Annotated in this window: 17 protein-coding genes; 10 read left to right on the plus strand and 7 right to left on the minus strand. The window is 49.5% G+C overall.

What is annotated here, in order from left to right; genetic code table 11:
* Nucleotides 1–84: 84 nt before the first annotated feature.
* The 3 genes from ON05_RS25620 to ON05_RS25630 are packed head-to-tail and all read left to right on the plus strand — an operon-like array spanning nt 85 to nt 3165.
* Nucleotides 85–1269 carry an ABC exporter membrane fusion protein gene (locus ON05_RS25620; RefSeq protein ID WP_010479733.1) on the plus strand — a complete coding sequence of 395 codons (1185 nt, stop codon included), beginning with the start codon at nt 85–87 and terminating at the stop codon, nt 1267–1269.
* Nucleotides 1266–2432, plus strand: a complete 1167-nt coding sequence (gene devC, locus ON05_RS25625) for an ABC transporter permease DevC (RefSeq protein WP_010479731.1) — start codon at nt 1266–1268, stop codon at nt 2430–2432. Before ON05_RS25620 ends, devC (ON05_RS25625) begins: the two co-directional genes overlap by 4 nt.
* 19 nt (nt 2433–2451) lie before the next feature.
* The gene (locus ON05_RS25630) at nt 2452–3165 is read left to right on the plus strand and encodes a DevA family ABC transporter ATP-binding protein (RefSeq protein WP_010479729.1); all 714 of its coding nucleotides are present in this window, start codon (nt 2452–2454) and stop codon (nt 3163–3165) included.
* Nucleotides 3166–3308: 143 nt separating this feature from the next.
* On the opposite strand, the gene ON05_RS25635 is transcribed toward ON05_RS25630, so the two are convergent.
* From ON05_RS25635 to ON05_RS25645, 3 genes are all read right to left on the minus strand, one after another.
* The gene (locus ON05_RS25635; protein WP_010479726.1) at nt 3309–4019 is read right to left on the minus strand and encodes a phytanoyl-CoA dioxygenase family protein; all 711 of its coding nucleotides are present in this window, start codon (nt 4017–4019) and stop codon (nt 3309–3311) included.
* A 318-nt stretch (nt 4020–4337) separates the two neighbouring features.
* Complete coding sequence (locus tag ON05_RS25640) at nt 4338–4718, minus strand: hypothetical protein (RefSeq protein WP_010479724.1); 381 nt, start codon at nt 4716–4718, stop codon at nt 4338–4340.
* A 202-nt stretch (nt 4719–4920) separates the two neighbouring features.
* The gene (locus ON05_RS25645) at nt 4921–5841 is read right to left on the minus strand and encodes an RluA family pseudouridine synthase (protein WP_262562362.1); all 921 of its coding nucleotides are present in this window, start codon (nt 5839–5841) and stop codon (nt 4921–4923) included.
* Nucleotides 5842–5923: 82 nt separating this feature from the next.
* Between ON05_RS25645 and ON05_RS25650 the strand changes: the two genes are divergently transcribed.
* From ON05_RS25650 to ON05_RS25675, 6 genes are all read left to right on the plus strand, one after another.
* A complete protein-coding gene (locus ON05_RS25650; protein WP_010479720.1) occupies nt 5924–6325 on the plus strand; it encodes a hypothetical protein in 402 nt (133 codons plus the stop codon).
* A gap of 162 nt (nt 6326–6487) precedes the next feature.
* Nucleotides 6488–7075, plus strand: coding sequence for a TetR/AcrR family transcriptional regulator (locus ON05_RS25655; protein ID WP_010479718.1), 588 nt, complete (start codon nt 6488–6490; stop codon nt 7073–7075).
* Nucleotides 7050–8348: an efflux RND transporter periplasmic adaptor subunit gene (locus tag ON05_RS25660; protein WP_010479716.1), complete on the plus strand. Its 1299-nt coding sequence runs from the start codon at nt 7050–7052 to the stop codon at nt 8346–8348. The genes ON05_RS25655 and ON05_RS25660 overlap by 26 nt, the downstream gene beginning before the upstream one ends.
* Before the next feature lie 43 nt (nt 8349–8391).
* Nucleotides 8392–9579 carry an ABC transporter permease DevC gene (devC, locus tag ON05_RS25665; RefSeq protein WP_010479714.1) on the plus strand — a complete coding sequence of 396 codons (1188 nt, stop codon included), beginning with the start codon at nt 8392–8394 and terminating at the stop codon, nt 9577–9579.
* An 18-nt stretch (nt 9580–9597) separates the two neighbouring features.
* Entirely contained in the window at nt 9598–10305 is a 708-nt protein-coding gene (locus ON05_RS25670) for a DUF4336 domain-containing protein (RefSeq protein ID WP_236619135.1), read from the plus strand.
* Between the two features lie 29 nt (nt 10306–10334).
* Complete coding sequence (locus ON05_RS25675) at nt 10335–11060, plus strand: ATP-binding cassette domain-containing protein (protein WP_010479710.1); 726 nt, start codon at nt 10335–10337, stop codon at nt 11058–11060.
* 110 nt (nt 11061–11170) lie between these two features.
* Here the strand turns inward: ON05_RS25675 and ON05_RS25680 are convergent, their stop codons facing one another.
* The 4 genes from ON05_RS25680 to ON05_RS25695 all read right to left on the minus strand — a co-directional run bounded on the left by ON05_RS25680 (nt 11171) and on the right by ON05_RS25695 (nt 14554).
* Nucleotides 11171–11713, minus strand: a complete 543-nt coding sequence (locus tag ON05_RS25680) for an IS630 family transposase (protein ID WP_396150142.1) — start codon at nt 11711–11713, stop codon at nt 11171–11173.
* Nucleotides 11714–11726: 13 nt separating this feature from the next.
* A complete protein-coding gene (locus tag ON05_RS25685) occupies nt 11727–12230 on the minus strand; it encodes a winged helix-turn-helix domain-containing protein (protein ID WP_262562364.1) in 504 nt (167 codons plus the stop codon).
* A gap of 154 nt (nt 12231–12384) precedes the next feature.
* Nucleotides 12385–13764, minus strand: coding sequence for an NAD(P)/FAD-dependent oxidoreductase (locus ON05_RS25690; protein WP_010473544.1), 1380 nt, complete (start codon nt 13762–13764; stop codon nt 12385–12387).
* A gap of 214 nt (nt 13765–13978) precedes the next feature.
* The gene (locus ON05_RS25695) at nt 13979–14554 is read right to left on the minus strand and encodes a hypothetical protein (protein WP_010473543.1); all 576 of its coding nucleotides are present in this window, start codon (nt 14552–14554) and stop codon (nt 13979–13981) included.
* Nucleotides 14555–14713: 159 nt separating this feature from the next.
* On the opposite strand from ON05_RS25695, the gene ON05_RS25700 reads away from it, so the two are divergent.
* Nucleotides 14714–15802: an ISAs1 family transposase gene (locus ON05_RS25700; RefSeq protein WP_262561924.1), complete on the plus strand. Its 1089-nt coding sequence runs from the start codon at nt 14714–14716 to the stop codon at nt 15800–15802.
* Nucleotides 15803–15868: the final 66 nt, after the last annotated feature.

Raw genomic sequence — 15868 nt, forward strand, 5'->3', positions numbered from 1 at the left:
CTTGACAGAACTAAACTAATCAGTTTAGTCTAATAATATCAAATCTAAACTAAACAGTTTAGTTATTCTCTTTGGAGGCGGGTGATGGTCTCAAATAGTGTGTCCCAACAATCTCGATTGAACTGGCCCCGCGTAACCTGGGTTGCGATCGCAGCTGCCCTGGCCTTGGGTGGGGTCTCTGTATGGACCCTGCGGCAGTATTCCAATCCCCCAAAACAGTCCAACACTCCGCCTACCCCCTTAGAGATCAAGACCGTTTCGGCCTTGGGACGCCTGGAACCCCAAGGAGAGCTGGTCCAGCTTTCGGCCCCTAGCAGTGCGGAAGGGAATCGAATTTCCCAACTATTGGTAAAGGAAGGGGAAGCCGTTTCTTCGGGACAAATCATTGCCATTCTCGATAGTCGTGATCGCCTCCAAGCAGATTTGCAGACGGCTCAAGAGCAGGTCCGGGTAGCAGAAGCAGAACTCGCTCGAATTAAAGCGGGGGCCAAGCAGGGGGAACTGGCGGCCCAGCGCGCGGAGATTGCCCGATTAGATGCCCAACGACAGGGGGAAATGACGGCTCAATCCGCAACCATTGCCCGCCGCCATGCCGAAGTAGACAATGCCCTAGCCGAATTCAACCGCTATCAATCCCTCTATCAGCAAGGAGCAATCTCGGCTTCAGAACGGGATCAAAAACAGTTGGTGCTGCAAACGGCCCAACGCAATCTACAGGAAGCTCAAGCCGTAGCCAACCGTTTACAGGCCGTTCAATCTCCTGAACTAGTTGCGGCTCGGGCTCGCCTCAATCAAATTGCTGAAGTGCGTCCAGTGGATGTGAATGTCGCCCAAGCCAATATCAACCAAGCTCGCGCTAGCGTTAAGCAGGCCCAGGCCAGACTGGATCAAGCCTATATTAAAGCGCCTCAATCGGGAGTGGTATTGGATATCCATACCCATCCGGGTGAAGTCGTGGGGACAGACGGCATACTAGAGCTGGGCCAAACGCAGCAAATGTATGCGGTGGCAGAGGTCTATCAAAGCGATGTCCGTAAGATCAAAACTGGGCAGGCCGTCAAAGTGAACAGCGAGGCCTTGCCCCAATCCTTATCGGGCACCGTCGATCGAGTTAGCACCAAGGTCCGGCGGCAAACCATTATTAACACCGACCCCAGCGAAAATATCGATGGCCGAGTGGTGGAGGTTTACATCAAGTTGGACAACACCTCTAGCCAACAGGCTGCCCAATTTACCAATTTGCAAGTGAATGTGACGGTGCAGTTATGAAGGCTCCGCTCTCCAAACGTACCCCGTTGGGGTGGCTCCAGCTCAGCCATGAAAAAGGCAGATTGTTGGTCGCTTTAGCCGGTATTGCCTTTGCGGATGTGCTGATGTTTATGCAGATGGGTTTTCAGGCCTCTTTGTTTGTCAGTAATACCCAACTGCACCGCACCTTAAATGCGGATATTGTTCTTCTGAGTCCCCAAGCCCGAAATCTGCAAGCCCTGTCCACCTTTTCTCGACGACGGTTGTATCAGGCACAGGATGTTCCGGGGGTGAAATTCGCGGAACCCTTCTATATCAATACGTTGAACTGGAAAAATCCCCAGACCAAGCGAGAAACCTTAGTCCAGGTGATTGGGTTTAATCCTGATCGATCTGCCATGAATCTACCAGGACTGACGGAGAAACTTCCCTTGGTGAAACAGCCGGATACGTTTATCTTCGACCGAGGCTCTAGAGGAGATTATGCCGAGTCTTTTGCCCTCATTGATCAAGGCAAACCTGTGCAGACCGAAGCGCAACGCCGCACTATTACCATTGCCGGATTATTTGAGATGGGGGCTTCCTTCGGCGCAGATGGGACTTTAATTACCAGTGACCAGAATTTTCTGTTGCAATTTCCTCGACGACAGGCGGGCAGCATCAATTTGGGGCTAATCCGACTGGAGCCGAATGCGAACCCAGAACAAGTGGTGGCAACCCTAAAGGATCATCTCCCGGAAGATGTCCAGGTCTTAACCCTGGAGGAGTTTATTGCCTTTGAAACTGCCTACTGGCAGGTGCGTAGCCCCGTGGGTTTTATTTTCGGCTTAGGCACCGCGATGGCCTTTGTCGTCGGGGTGGTGATTGTTTACCAGGTGTTGTCCACGGATGTGAATGCCCATATTCGCGAGTATGCGACCTTCAAAGCCATGGGCTATCAGAATCGCTATTTCTTAGGGGTGGTGTTCGAAGAAGCCATTATCCTAGCGGTCCTTGGATTTATCCCCGGTGCCATTCTGCCTATGGGACTGTATGGTTTGGCCCGATCTGCAACAGCCTTACCCCTATTTATGACCACAGGCCGAGCGATCACGGTATTCGTACTGACGGTGGTGATGTGTACCCTTTCCGGTGCAATAGCCACTCGGAAACTCCAGTCCGCTGACCCTGCCGATATGTTCTAACCTCAAGCCCCCCTCAACCATGAAAGACCCCGTTATCTCTATCCGCCATCTCGACCACTACTTCGGTCATGGTCGCCTGCGCAAACAGGTGTTATTCGATATTCACCTAGATATTACAGCGGGAGAAATTGTCTTGATGACCGGCCCCTCTGGATCGGGAAAAACAACCTTACTAACCCTAGTCGGGGGATTACGGGCCGCCCAAAATGGCAGCCTCAAAATTTTGGGTCAAGAATTAACAGGTGCAAAAGAGAAGGAACTGGTGCAAGCTCGTCGCCATAATGGCTATATTTTCCAGGCCCATAATTTACACCGCAGTTTAACGACCCTGCAAAACGTAAAGATGGGGCTAGAAGTGACGGGCACCCGGTCCCCCCAAGAGATGGTGGAGCAAGCAACGACCATTCTCAATCAGGTGGGGCTAGGCGATCATATCCATTACTATCCGGATGATCTGTCTGGGGGACAAAAGCAACGGGTTGCGATCGCAAGAGCGTTAGTCAGTCACCCCGCCATTGTCCTTGCCGATGAACCCACGGCTGCACTGGATAGTAAGTCCGGTCGAGATGTGGTGAATCTGATGCAAACCCTGGCCAAAGAACAGGGCTGTACTATTTTGCTGGTCACCCACGATAACCGTATTCTTGATGTGGCTGACCGGATTGTCCATATGGAAGATGGTCGATTAGAAACCAACACCCTAACGGCTGAAGCTCCTCCGAAAGCGGCTTAACTCTCCAATGAATAGGCATTGGTATCTTGCGGGGCTCTGTTTTTCCTCTGTCGTTATTTGGCATGGTAGTCTCTTGCTAACTTCAAAGCCCATAGAACGCATGGATTGCGACCTTGTAAATCTTGTCAAAAGACCAATGCCGTCTAAATAGCCTCATGCCAAGCTAAACCATTTGGAAGGTGTTGAGGACCACAGAGAAAATGTAACACCCGTCGGCGTTGGGGAAGCGTCATCTTACTGGACGCATGCAGAAGCAATGGTCGCATGGCTAACACACCGCCTTTGGGCACTAAGCAGGATATCTCACCGGAGTGGTCCCGCAGTTTTGTAATCATCGGGTCAGAGAGTCGCCCCTGTTGATGAGAGCCTGGCACCACTTTTAGGGGACCATTGTTGATTGTGCAGTCATCTAAATGGATACGAAGGGCAACTAACTGTTCCAAAATCTCGATGGGTGGCTGTACAAAAGACAGACCTTCTTTTTGAGATATTCCCAACTGAGTGGCAGCAGCATTAGGTTGAACGGCAATGCTGACATCTTGATGCAGTGCCACTAACCAATTTTGATCAGGGGATTTCTCAAAATAGGTGCATTGGTTGGCAATGGGAGAAGGACCCAGTAAAGGTGAGATAAATGGATGGAATTTGAGGCTTTTGGCCAGTTCTTGGCACCAGTCAAAGGCGAGTAAGCGTCTACTCCCAGGCCCTGTTTGGACTACTTCATCAAGATGCTCGCAGACCTGTTCGCAGATGAGAGAAGAACAGATTTGGGGCAGGATAACATACCCCTGTTGATGAAATTTTTCTTGGGTATTGCGGATAAATAAGGGTAGAGATGGCTCCACAAGAGTCATAAAAAGATGAGTAAGAGCAAGGCTTACACGGAGTATTTACAGCTCAGCCTATCGGAGGGAATAGCGGCAAGTATCAATCGTATGTTTTAACTCACGCAAGCTTGGCGCTCCATCTCGATTTTAGGGCCATCGCTTGAAGTTTAACGCTCCAGCGTTATGAACTTTGGCGGTGAGGTGGAACCCAGATATAGCTATACATCAGCTCTTCAGAAAATTAATCTGGCTTTTCTGAAGAGCTGATTGTGAAATGCGTTTAGACGAAATGGTGGCGTCAAAAGCAGGTTAGACAACCCTAAGACTTTTGGAAAACGACGTTTATCAAAGTATTTTGATCAGGTCTTCTCTCACCCACCCGTTCTCTGATTGGTGCAAAATTTGGTTGACGTAGCGGATTTTGTACCATTTATAGCCCTTTGCTTGATAAGAAGAGAGAACATCGACTTCAAGTCCTCTAAAGCTGCTGTATCCAACTTTATAGCTGGTTCCAGGGCCTCGACGAATATTGATTTTTACATTGGCATCATCGCAGTATAGAACCCCATCATAGTTGAGGTTTTTTTGCTCTGCTTTGGCAAGCCAATCAGCATTTTGAACTTCTAGATAATCCTGTGCATGGGATGAAGATGCAAAATTCAAACTTGAGAGGCTGACTAATCCTGCCACAGTTACAATGCTGAAAACTCTAATGCCGTGATTCATATTTTCCTGCTCTGCTTTCTACAAATCTGAATATAAGAAAACTTTCTGGCTTTCCATGTGATCCGCTGCAGGGTAAATGTGTGATTCTAAACCACCCTATTCGCCTGGCACTCTGTTAAAGCGTCCCTACCGATGGACCCAAAAGTGAGACGGCTCATGGCTAAATATTTCAAAAAGCGCTCAATCAAGCAATCACTCTGAGTCAGCACTTCAGCGGTTGTGGTGGCTCACTCACAACTTTGACTCGCTCCTGAGAGGTTGGGTGGATAAATTGTAAAGAGAAGGCATGAAGCCAATAGCCACAATCCCCAGGTACGGGTTGTGATCGTTCTTCAGAACTTATTGACTGAGGTTGTCCTCCCGCAACATATAACGGATCGCCAAGTAAGGGATAGCCAATGGTTGCTAAATGAATCCGAATTTGGTGGGGACGTCCAGTGGTAATCGTCACAGCCAGTAAAGTAGCCTCTGGACGTCGTTGAAGAATGGTACAAGCGCTATGGGCGGGGCGTCCTTTTTGAGTAGCAGCATAGATATATCCCAACTCTGGATAAGGAACTTTACCAATGGCCTGAGTAATTTCAAACTGCTTTTCTAGGGGGTGGGTGGTTTGTTCAGGCCCAATTAACGCTCGATATACTTTCTGAATTTGCCGAGTCCTCATTTGTTGGCTTAAAGCAGCGCGAGCCTGTTGAGATCGCGCCATCAATACCACCCCTGATGTCCCTCGCCCCAAGCGATGGATGGGAAAAGGTGTCCCTTGGGGAAAACATTGCTGTACCTGGTGGAGCAAGGTATGTTCTAAAAAGGCCCCCCCGGGAAGCACCGGTAACCCTGAGGGTTTATGGATTGCCAACACATCTGCATCTTCGTATAAAACATCAAAGGTCAAGGGCACCGTTGGTTCCTGCCAGGGGGGACGATGGTAGGCCAAATTCTGTCCCTGTTTTAATACCGTATCTGGAGTAGCTTGCCGACCGTCTATGGTTACTTGTCCAGTTTCAATTCGGGCTTGCCATTCTGTCCCACTCGAATGCCGGTAGCGTTGAGCATAAAACTCTAACAGGGTCAGCCCCGCGCCTGCCTGATTAACTTGATTGTGATAAGTCCAGCCTTGATTCATTCTTGCTCATGCAGCGTTCTAATCATTCTGTTGGGACCAGAGCTTCGGTAGAATTGGAACGCAATTCTTTTCGAGCGACAGCATGTACCAATTCAAGGTATTACCGTGGCAACAACTGATCAATGCCTCTGTGATTACCCTTGTCTTAGCTTCTGTAATTGACTATGGATTGACCCTTATCTTACCGGCATCTTCCCAAGTGCAGATTGAAGCAGTATTGGGTCCCCCTTGGGGATTACTCTCTTCGGCTGCAATCGATATGGCGATCGGTATCCTGGGCGTCATTATTTTGGAACGGGTAATGGAACCTAGGCGACGAATTCAGGTATCTACCCTATGGGGATTGGTCCTTTGTTTATTGATCGCTCTAGCTCTAAGAGCATCCCTTCCGATTCCGGGACTATTTTTAGGTCCTTTCCACCAAATTACGATTGTTGGCCTCTTGTTAGGGGTTTTTAGTAAAGGCCAGCAATATCGTCGTTAGAGGGGCGACTGTTCTGTCTATGCTTCGCTAAAAAAGAGTCATCGGTTTTGGGGTGTCCTACTCCAGGCAACCCTAAAATTACAGCTTCAAGAGCCTCCTTACATTTTATAACGAACATATGTTATAAAATAAATAATACATCCAATACTGGTGCTCTCGCCCATGCCTAAGGTTGTTGATCGAGAACAGTACCGAAAAGAGTTGCTAAATGGCTGCATTGAACTTTTTGCTCAAAAGGGATACGGTTCAATCACTATGCGGCAGATTGCTGAAGGGCTCAAGGTTTCAACCGGAACGCTCTACCACTACTTTGACAGCAAGGAAGCGATCTTTATGCAGCTGGTTCAAGAGCTGTGTGAACAAGATATCTCCCGGTTCTTTGCCCAAGCCCCTGAGGTAGAAACTTTGGAGGCGCGTCTACAGGTAGTAATGGCTTTCGTATTGAAAAGCCTTCAGTTCTATCAGCAACAGATGCTGCTGTGGGTCGACTTCTTTCAGCAAACTCGAACGGGGGGTGATGAGGAACTGCAGTTCCTCCGCCAGATCTGGGATGGGACTCGTGATGCAACAGTGGATTACTTACAGCTCCCGAATACGGAGTTAGCCGACTTCTTGATGATTTTTATTGACGGTCTGATTATTCAATGTGTCTATAACCGAGGCATTGAAGATATGGACTGGTTTCATCACCAAAGCCAACTTATGATTCAAATGGTCTGTAGCCATGAACAGTTGTCCCCTCAAAGTTAAACCCAAACCCTGGTTAATCGGTACGTTAATTGCTGCCATCGCAGCCAGTGGCGGCATTGTCCTAGTTGGTCTGGCTCAAAGTGGCTGGCAGACCCCCCACTCTGCAGAATCCAGTGATGTACAACCCACAACCCTACCAAATATTGCCGCTTTAGGCCGACTCGAACCCACGGGTGAAATTGTCAAAGTTGCAGCTCCGCTGACCCTAGATGGCGATCGCCTTGCCGAACTCAAGGTCCAACTGGGAGATACAGTGCAGGCGGGTGAACCCATTGCCGTTTTGGATTCCCGCGATCGCCTGCTAGATGAGGTGGCCCAAGCTCAGGCCCAGCTCCGCGTTGCTCAGGTCAAGCTGGCTCAGGTAAGGGCAGGGGCTAAACCAGGCGCTATTAATGCCCAACGAGCAACCGTCTCCCAAGAGGCTGCTGAGTTAACCGGGCAATTGCGAATTCAGCGGCAAACCATTGCCCGATTGGAAGCCCAATACGAGGGCGATCGCAGTGCCCAAACTGCGGCTGTTCAACGGCTACAGGCTGAGCTGCGCACAGCCCAAAAAGAACTGGCCCGCTATCAATCCCTCTATCAAGCAGGAGCCGTTTCTGCATCCTTGTTTGATAGCAAGCAGCTGAGTGTAGATACCACTCGCCAAGCCTTGAAGCAGGCCACTGCAGAACGCTCCCGCACCGACGGCATTGCCCAGCGCCGCCTCCGGGAAGCCCAGGCAGAGTTGGGTCGGCTGGAAACTACCGGGCAAGCTCAGGTGGCAACGGCCCAATCTCGACTGGCAGAAGTGGCAGAAGTCCGGTCCGTGGATATTCAAATGGCTCAAGCAGAGGTGGAAGCGGCTCGGGTCGCCCTCACTAAGGCCCAGAAAAATCTGGATCGAGCCACCATTAAAGCCCCGAGTGATGGACAGATTCTCAAGATCTACACCCGTCCTGGTGAGCAGATGAGCGACGGCATTGTCGCCTTAGGACAAACAGAACAGATGCTGGTGGTCGCTGAAGTTTACCAAAGTGATATTCACCGGGTTCAGGTGGGACAAGCCGCCACGATTCGAGGCCAAGGCTTTCCTGGCGAACTGCGCGGCAAAGTGATTGAGCTAGGCCGTCAGATTAGTCGCCAGCAGGTCTTTAGTGGCGACCCTGGCGAAAATCTGGATCGTCGCGTGGTCGAGGTCAAGATTGCCCTTGATCCAAAAGACAGTCAACAAGTTGCTAACCTGAGCAATTTGCAGGTGCAAACGGTGATCCAAATTTCCGATGACTCTTGATTTGGCATTTTTTATAACGAACGTTTGATTTTGGAAAGTGGCCATGAACAGTTGGATAAGGCGAAAACGGCCTAAATTTCTAAAGAGAACCCCTTTAGCCTGGCACCAGGTGACGCGGGAGCGCACACGGTTACTGGTTGCGATCGCAGGCATTGCTTTCGCCGATATGCTGATTTTTATCCAGATGGGGTTTGAGGGGGCCTTATTCGATGCGGCCGTCCAGCCCCACCGCAATCTGCAGGCAGATTTGGTTTTAACCAACCCCCAAATGCAGACCTTGTTTTCCGTCAAAGCTTTTCCCCGCGCCCGGCTGTATCAGACCCTGGCCCATCCCCAGGTCAAGTCCGTGAATGGGGTTTATATTGCCACCGGACAGTGGAAGAATCCTGAGACCAAGCGAGAGCGAGCCATTTTGGTCTGGGGCATTGACCCGGCTGAGCCGTCCTTTAAGTTCCCGGAAGTCACGAACAATCAGGATAAAATTCAGCCCCTGCATCGCGTCTTATTTGATCAGGCTGGACGACCAGAATATGGATTTACCACCACTGCGTTTGAGCAAAAGGGGCATTTCGCCGCCGAACTGAATAACAAGCTGATTCAGGTGGACGGGGTGTTCACCAACGGAGCGTCCTTCGCTGCCGATGGCAATGTAATTGCCAGTGACTCCACCTTTCTGCAGCTGTTTCCGAACCGGAGTCCAGAGCAGATTGAAGTGGGGCTGATTCAGCTGCAGCCGGGGGCCAACCTGGCACAGGTCAAGGCCGATCTAGAGGCTCTGCTACCCGACGATGTTTTAGTCGGCACCACCGAAGACTTTGCCCAGATTGAGCGGGACTACTGGGCCAACGGCACCGGGATTGGCTTTATCTTTGGCCTCGGGGTGGGCGTGGGCTTTATTGTCGGCATCGTGATTGTCTATCAGATTCTATATTCTGATGTATCTGAGCATTTGCCTGAATATGCCACCTTAAAAGCTATGGGCTACACGGACAACTATCTGTTGGGGATGCTTATTCAAGAAGCCCTCCTTCTGGCTGTTCTCGGGTATTTACCCAGTGTGGGATTAGCTTTAGGACTGTATCAGCTGGCCTTTGCAGCCACCATGCTTCCCATCTCCATGACTACCCAACGAGCCGTCACTGTCTTGATTATGACTATTCTGATGTGTTCGATGTCGGGGGCCATTGCCATGCGCAAGCTAAGGGCCGCAGATCCAGCCGATATCTTCTAGTCCTTTTAATTCAAGCTAATGATGAACCTGATTCCTGTTGCCGAAAATCTATGGACTGTATCTCAACCCTTTCGCTATCTGGGGTTAGAAGTGGGAACGCGGATGACCATTGTTCGACTGGATAGTGACCTGATTTTGATATCCCCGATTCAGCTTCAGACCAGGGATTGCCCAACCCTGAATGCTCTGGGAACCGTTCGTCATCTAATGGCTCCAAATCGCTCCCACTATCTGTTCTTGAACCAAGCTCAGGATCTATTTCCAGATGCCGTTGTTTGGGGGGTCGAAGGGCTCGCAGAAAAACGGCCAGAACTCAAACTGGATGCCCTACTCAATCAGCCCGGTCGCATGGGGGACAATCTCGATTATTTGCCCATTGATGGCTTTGGAGCGCTCTTACCCCGAGGGATTGCCCTTGCCTATGAAACGGTCTTTTGTCATCGGCCCAGTCGGAGTCTAATCCTAACGGATATTGCCTTTAACTTCGACGCTTCCTACCCTTGGGTGACTCAATTGGCTGCGCGGGTGATGGGAACAACTGGCCTCAAACCCTCCAAGTTTGAGAAATGGGGGACTCGTGAGAAGGACAAGGTTAAAGCCTCAATTCAGCGGGTGTTGGCCTGGGATTTTGATCGCGTGATTCCCGCCCACGGCAGCATCGTCGAAACCGATGGCAAGGCCCAATTGAAAACCGGTTTTGAATGGTTTTTTGATGAGGCCCTCTAACGGTTTGATTTTGTTCTGGAGTGATTCCCATGTCTAACGTCATTATTGCCCACCAACTCGACCATTCCTTTGGCGAAGGCCAGCTCCAGAAGCAGGTCTTATTCGATATCAATTTGGAGATTGAGGCGGGTGAAATTGTGATTCTCACGGGTCCTTCAGGCTCTGGGAAGACAACACTACTCACATTGCTCGGAGGCTTAAGGGCAGCCCAAAGCGGCAGTCTCCAGATCCTTGACCAGGAAATGTTGGGAGCCTCGAAGCAGCAGCTCAGTCAACTTCGTTGCCATATCGGCTATATTTTTCAGGCCCACAATCTGATGAGCTTTCTAACAGCCCAGCAAAATGTGCGCATGTCCCTGGAACTACATGACACTTTTTTGGAGCAAGACTTGGATGCGATCTCATCCAACATACTCACAGCAGTCGGTCTAGAAGAGCGCATCAACTACTACCCCGATGAACTCTCCGGGGGACAACGTCAGCGCGTCGCCATTGCCCGAGCGTTGGCGAGTCATCCCAAAATTATCTTGGCGGATGAACCCACTGCCGCTCTGGATAAAAAGTCTGGACGAGGCGTGGTCGAGATTATGCAACGCCTCGCCCGAGAACAGGGCTGCACCATTCTCCTCGTCACCCATGACAACCGAATTTTGGACATTGCCGATCGGATTATCTATATGGAGGATGGACGTTTAGCGCCCCTACCACAGACAGAAGAGGGCATTGCTAACTCATCTCCTAGCATCGCCGCTTAGAGTGTGGCAGTCTCTTTTTGGAGTGATCAATATGAAGTTGAATCAGTGCTCGCTGAAAAGGCCGAGCTAATACCAAATCCGACTCATTAACCCCCGAAATATCTCATCTGTCAAGCTGGCCACCAATGGTACTGCGTTAGAGCTTTAATGTCCGATTGCATGGTCATTAAAGTTCGACAGCGCTGCTCGAGAACATCTTCGAGGTCATCCAGGGTCTCAAAACACCGATTGGCCAGTGGTTCGTCCGCTAGCCGCCACAACCGTTCAGCGGGCTGTAGCTCTGGAGAATAGGGGGGTAAAACCTTCAGATGAATGCCAGGTGGCACCACCCGATTCTTACAGGTATGCCATCCGGCTCCATCCAGAACGAGAAGAATCTGTTTGTGCTTTCCCGCTCCAACTTGCTGAGCAAAGCTTTGTAGGGCTTGATTAAACCATTCTCCATTGACCCGAGGCAGAATGAACCATTCGGTATTGCCAGTTGCGGGATGAACGAATCCATACAGATAGGTCCATTCATAGCGATGGTCCACCTCAGCAATTGGACGCTGACCCACAGGCGCCCAAATCTTTCGAATAATGGGTTTAAGGCCTAAACGATGTTCATCCAAGGACCAAACTTCGACCTGAGCATTAGGGTAGCGTCGCTCCAATTCTGCTTTGTACTCAGGCAGTTTTCTTAAAAGCGGCTTGGGCCTCTGGTTCACCTTTACGGTGGTGAGGACGTGGGCATTGCAGGGACTGCTCCAATCGCTTGAGATAGTCCCAACCGCGTTGGGGCCAAACCTTATCGACTCCTGTCATCTGAGCGATGACCTGGGCTACTTTGGGGCCGTTCCATAGACCACCGTCGGCGGGTGGGGTTTGTAGACGAGTCAACAATTGTGCACATTGGTCTTGAGTCAGAAGACTGCGAGATTGATGAGGTCGCTTATCTTTGCGTCGGTTGCGTAACCCATGGGCGCCATTGTGGTTATACTCCCTGACGATTTCTCGAGCGTAATCGTAGTTGAGACCGACCACTTGGGCTGCTTGAGTTAGCGTTGTTTGCTCACTGACGAGCCATAGTAGATGCCAGCGGCGCGATTCTACTGGGTCTTGGCTGGCTCGGTAATGAGACTTCAGCTCGTCAGGCGAAAAATGGGGTTTGAGATATAGTTTTCTTGGCATTCTCTAATTATGCATTATATCGGAGTTATATAAATCGGATTTGGTATAAGACAATACCGCAGTTAAAACCCTTATTCATCCCGTATAGAAAACCAGATTCTGGTATGCAGGCTCTTCCATAAATCTTTTCGGTTAGGGCAAGGGGGTTGGGTGCTTAGGCGATTCTCACAACAACTAACCAAATCACAGGAATACTAACGATTAGCGTCGTTAATACCAGGCGTAATTGGCTATTTTGACGCTGAACTTGCTGCCATATTTTGGAATAAGGAACGTCAGCATCTCCAAGTTGGAAAAGAGCATATTTTTGAAACCATCTGGGGAGTAATTTATGCAGAAACATCAGGATCACTACTTTGCTGATAAACAGGAGACTGCTGGCTCGTTTATTCCCCCCAAAGCCAATTTCTGATAGCTGGGCCACTGCATCCGTATCAGGCTTTCGGGCTTCGGTATAAGCGGGTAACGCGCGGGATAAATCTCCTTTGGTTTGGGCCAGTATCTCAGCAAAAATGCGGCAGCTTTCCAGGGCGACATTACACCCTTGCCCCAAGGAAGGCCACACCGAGTGGGCCGCATCTCCCAACAGAACCACGCAGTCACTACCTTCAAATCGATTGCACTGGGTGGTGATTCCTCCGTGGGCCGCCTTTTGTGACAATAAATCTTGGGCAAACTGTGACGGTAAACCCGTTTGATCTAGATTTGGGAAAAAATCAGGAAACTTCTCTTGAAATAAGGCCAATATATCTGCTTCTGATTGCAGGGTCTCATAAGTGATGTCTCCCACTTGAGGCAAGATCAATACCCCTTTGAGAGAGCCATCGGTACTAGGGGGAGCGAGTAACGTCAGGGGTTGGGCATTCGGCCAGGCATGAAAACTCTCTGCCCACTTTTCCTCTGCGCCGGGTAGATCTTTCGCGAACCCTAAATCACAGATTTTATACATCATATTGTCTTGATTTTGCTGGACTTCGAATCCCTGAATCTGTGATTCCATAGAAGCCCTGACGGTACTGTAAACACCATCTGCACCAATTAATAAGTCAAAGGTTTGCTGATGTTGGTCTTGTTTGCCTTGAAACAACGCTGTTTTATCCTGAAAATTGACCTGCAGCAAGGTTTGATCAAAGTGGTATTGAATGTTTTCTGGAAAACGATGCTGCCCCTCCTCAATAAGACACTGAGCCAGGGTAGTGCGATCGACTGACACGGCATCCTGAAACCCTTTACCGAGATTTGCCCCTTTGGCCGTATGTCGAACATTTCCTTGGAGAAAGACCTGTTTTTCCGGCAGTAGCTCTACGCCAATGTCCTTCAGAGCTTTTTGTCCCCGACGGCTCAGAATAATATTAAAGGACCGTCGATTGCTAGATACTCTAAAATCAGCACTGCGCCGCTCGTAAACAAAAACTTGCCAACCCATCTGGGCTAAATACAAAGCAGCCAGTGTGCCGGTTGGCCCACCCCCCACAATCACAACTTTTCTGCCTTCAGGAGATGGTGAAGCGTTCGCGGACTGAGTCTCTACCATGCTTGAGTTCCAGCGCTGATCCACTTCATCTTACAGCGCCATCGGTGGCACTCCCGTACTTGATTCGTGTGATTAAAACGAGGCGAGATTTGACCTTCAGGTGCTGCTAACAGGCTGTCCTTTGTGCTTTTTGGGCGCTGTTCAAATTCATTAATTTTGTTCTACGAATGCAGGATTAAAAGTCTCTTGTGTTTTAGCCTGTGGCCATAAAAATCTAATCCGTTGCAGTTGACTCTTCTGGCTGGCGCTCTGCAAATTCAATCCACAATAGGGCATCAAAAGGAATTTTGCCCTGGCCCGGTTCATATTGGTCAAGCACCTGACTGGCATCGTCAATCCTCACCTTCTCAACAGAAACACGATGTACGGTGTAAGGCGTATCAGCAAAAGGTGCGTCCAAGCGATGCCTGAATGCTTCATCGATGAGTAAAGATTCAATCAGACGGTAGGGATGACCGTCATGACTAGTGCCCCTCTTCAGATCCCACTCTTGACTCTGAAGAGCTGCCTTTGCCAGATACGTTGAAATCCATGGATAATCTTCCACACTGCCCAGGTACATTCCCTCAAGCGGTGCGGCATCCATAGGACGCTGACTCAGCCATTTCTGAATAGATGTTCGATAGTTCTGTTCATCAAACGTGCAGCCAAATTCTCGTCCTTGTAGTCTAAATCCCGTGGCGGAGGGGCTGCTATCAATAATGGGAGAACATTGATTGCTGTTCCAATGGTTTAAGCTACTTCCCGAAATAAAGTACCAGACTCCAAGGGTAACGAGAAATACTGGCATCCACTAATCGTCCTTTATGAGCAAGATATTTCAAGTCTAGCTAAAGTGAATTTGCTAATTGGTCAAAAAGTAATGTCTGAGTACTTCCCTGAGCAGGGTTGTTTTACGTTACTCCTAGAAAAAATAGGATGGTTCTACTGACCAACAGTAGAGAGACCGATGAGCCATCTAATCGATACTTTGAAGCAAGTCCCGGATTTCCGCAGTGCCCATGGCCGTATTCATCCGTTATGGCTGCTGTTGCTATTGATGGTGATGGGCATGCTTGCTGGATATCAAGGGTACCGTCCGTTAGAAACCTTTGTGAGCGATTATCGCCAGCCTTTAAGTGAGCTATTGGGGCTTGAGAGCCTCGAAGTTCCGTCTCACTGTACCTTTCGTCGAGTGATGAAGGGGCTTGACTTCCAAGCGTTGAGCCACCAATTTGAAGCATGGATGCTCTCGAAAGCCCAGACTCACTCTCCCGATAATTATGCAGCCTCCATTGATGGCAAACGGATTCGTCAGGGGCTGACAGATGCCAAGGGGAAGCAGCGTTTTGTGGGCTTGGTGAGTTTATTTGCGGTGGAAGCAGGCATCACCCTCAAGCTCGAAGCCCTCACTCAGGAGGATAATAGCGAAATCAAAGTCGTGCAGGCACTGTTGGAAACCCTTCAACTCGATGGCTTGCTGATTACCATGGATGCCTTACACGCCCAAAAAACACTTGAGAAGATTGTGGCCTCGGGTAACGACTATCTTGTGGCGGTCAAATCCAATCAGGGAAGACTTTACGACCACCTCCAGACTTACTTTGAGTGTCTTAAACCCATGGCTGAGCACATCCACTCCGCCCAAAGTAGAGGACGAGATGAACATCGGTGTATACAGGTTTATGAGCCTGTCGGCATAGCCCTACAAGAATGGACAGCAATTCGCTCTGTACTTTGTGTCCAACGATGGGGTACTCGCAAAGGAAAGGAGTATCACAATACCGCCTATTACATCAGTTCAGCTGCCACCTCACCCCATCATTGGCAATCTCTGGTCCGAGAACATTGGGGCATTGAAAATCGGTTGCATTGGCCGAAGGATGTTGTTTTTGGCGAAGATGATTATCGACTCGAAGATGAACAAGCACTGCTCAATTGGTCAGTGCTTAGAACTATTGGGATTAATATCCTGCGGCTAAACGACTATCAATCCCTCAAAACCGCGATGACTAAGCTTGCTAATCGGGTCGATATTATTTTTTCGCTGCTAACTTAAAACAGCCCTGCTTCCCTGAGTGATCTGTATTTCTAAAAAATGACTCGAGCTAGTCCATTTTTCTTT

This window comes from Acaryochloris sp. CCMEE 5410 (genome assembly GCF_000238775.2).
In the GTDB taxonomy this organism is placed as follows: Bacteria; Cyanobacteriota; Cyanobacteriia; order Thermosynechococcales; family Thermosynechococcaceae; genus Acaryochloris.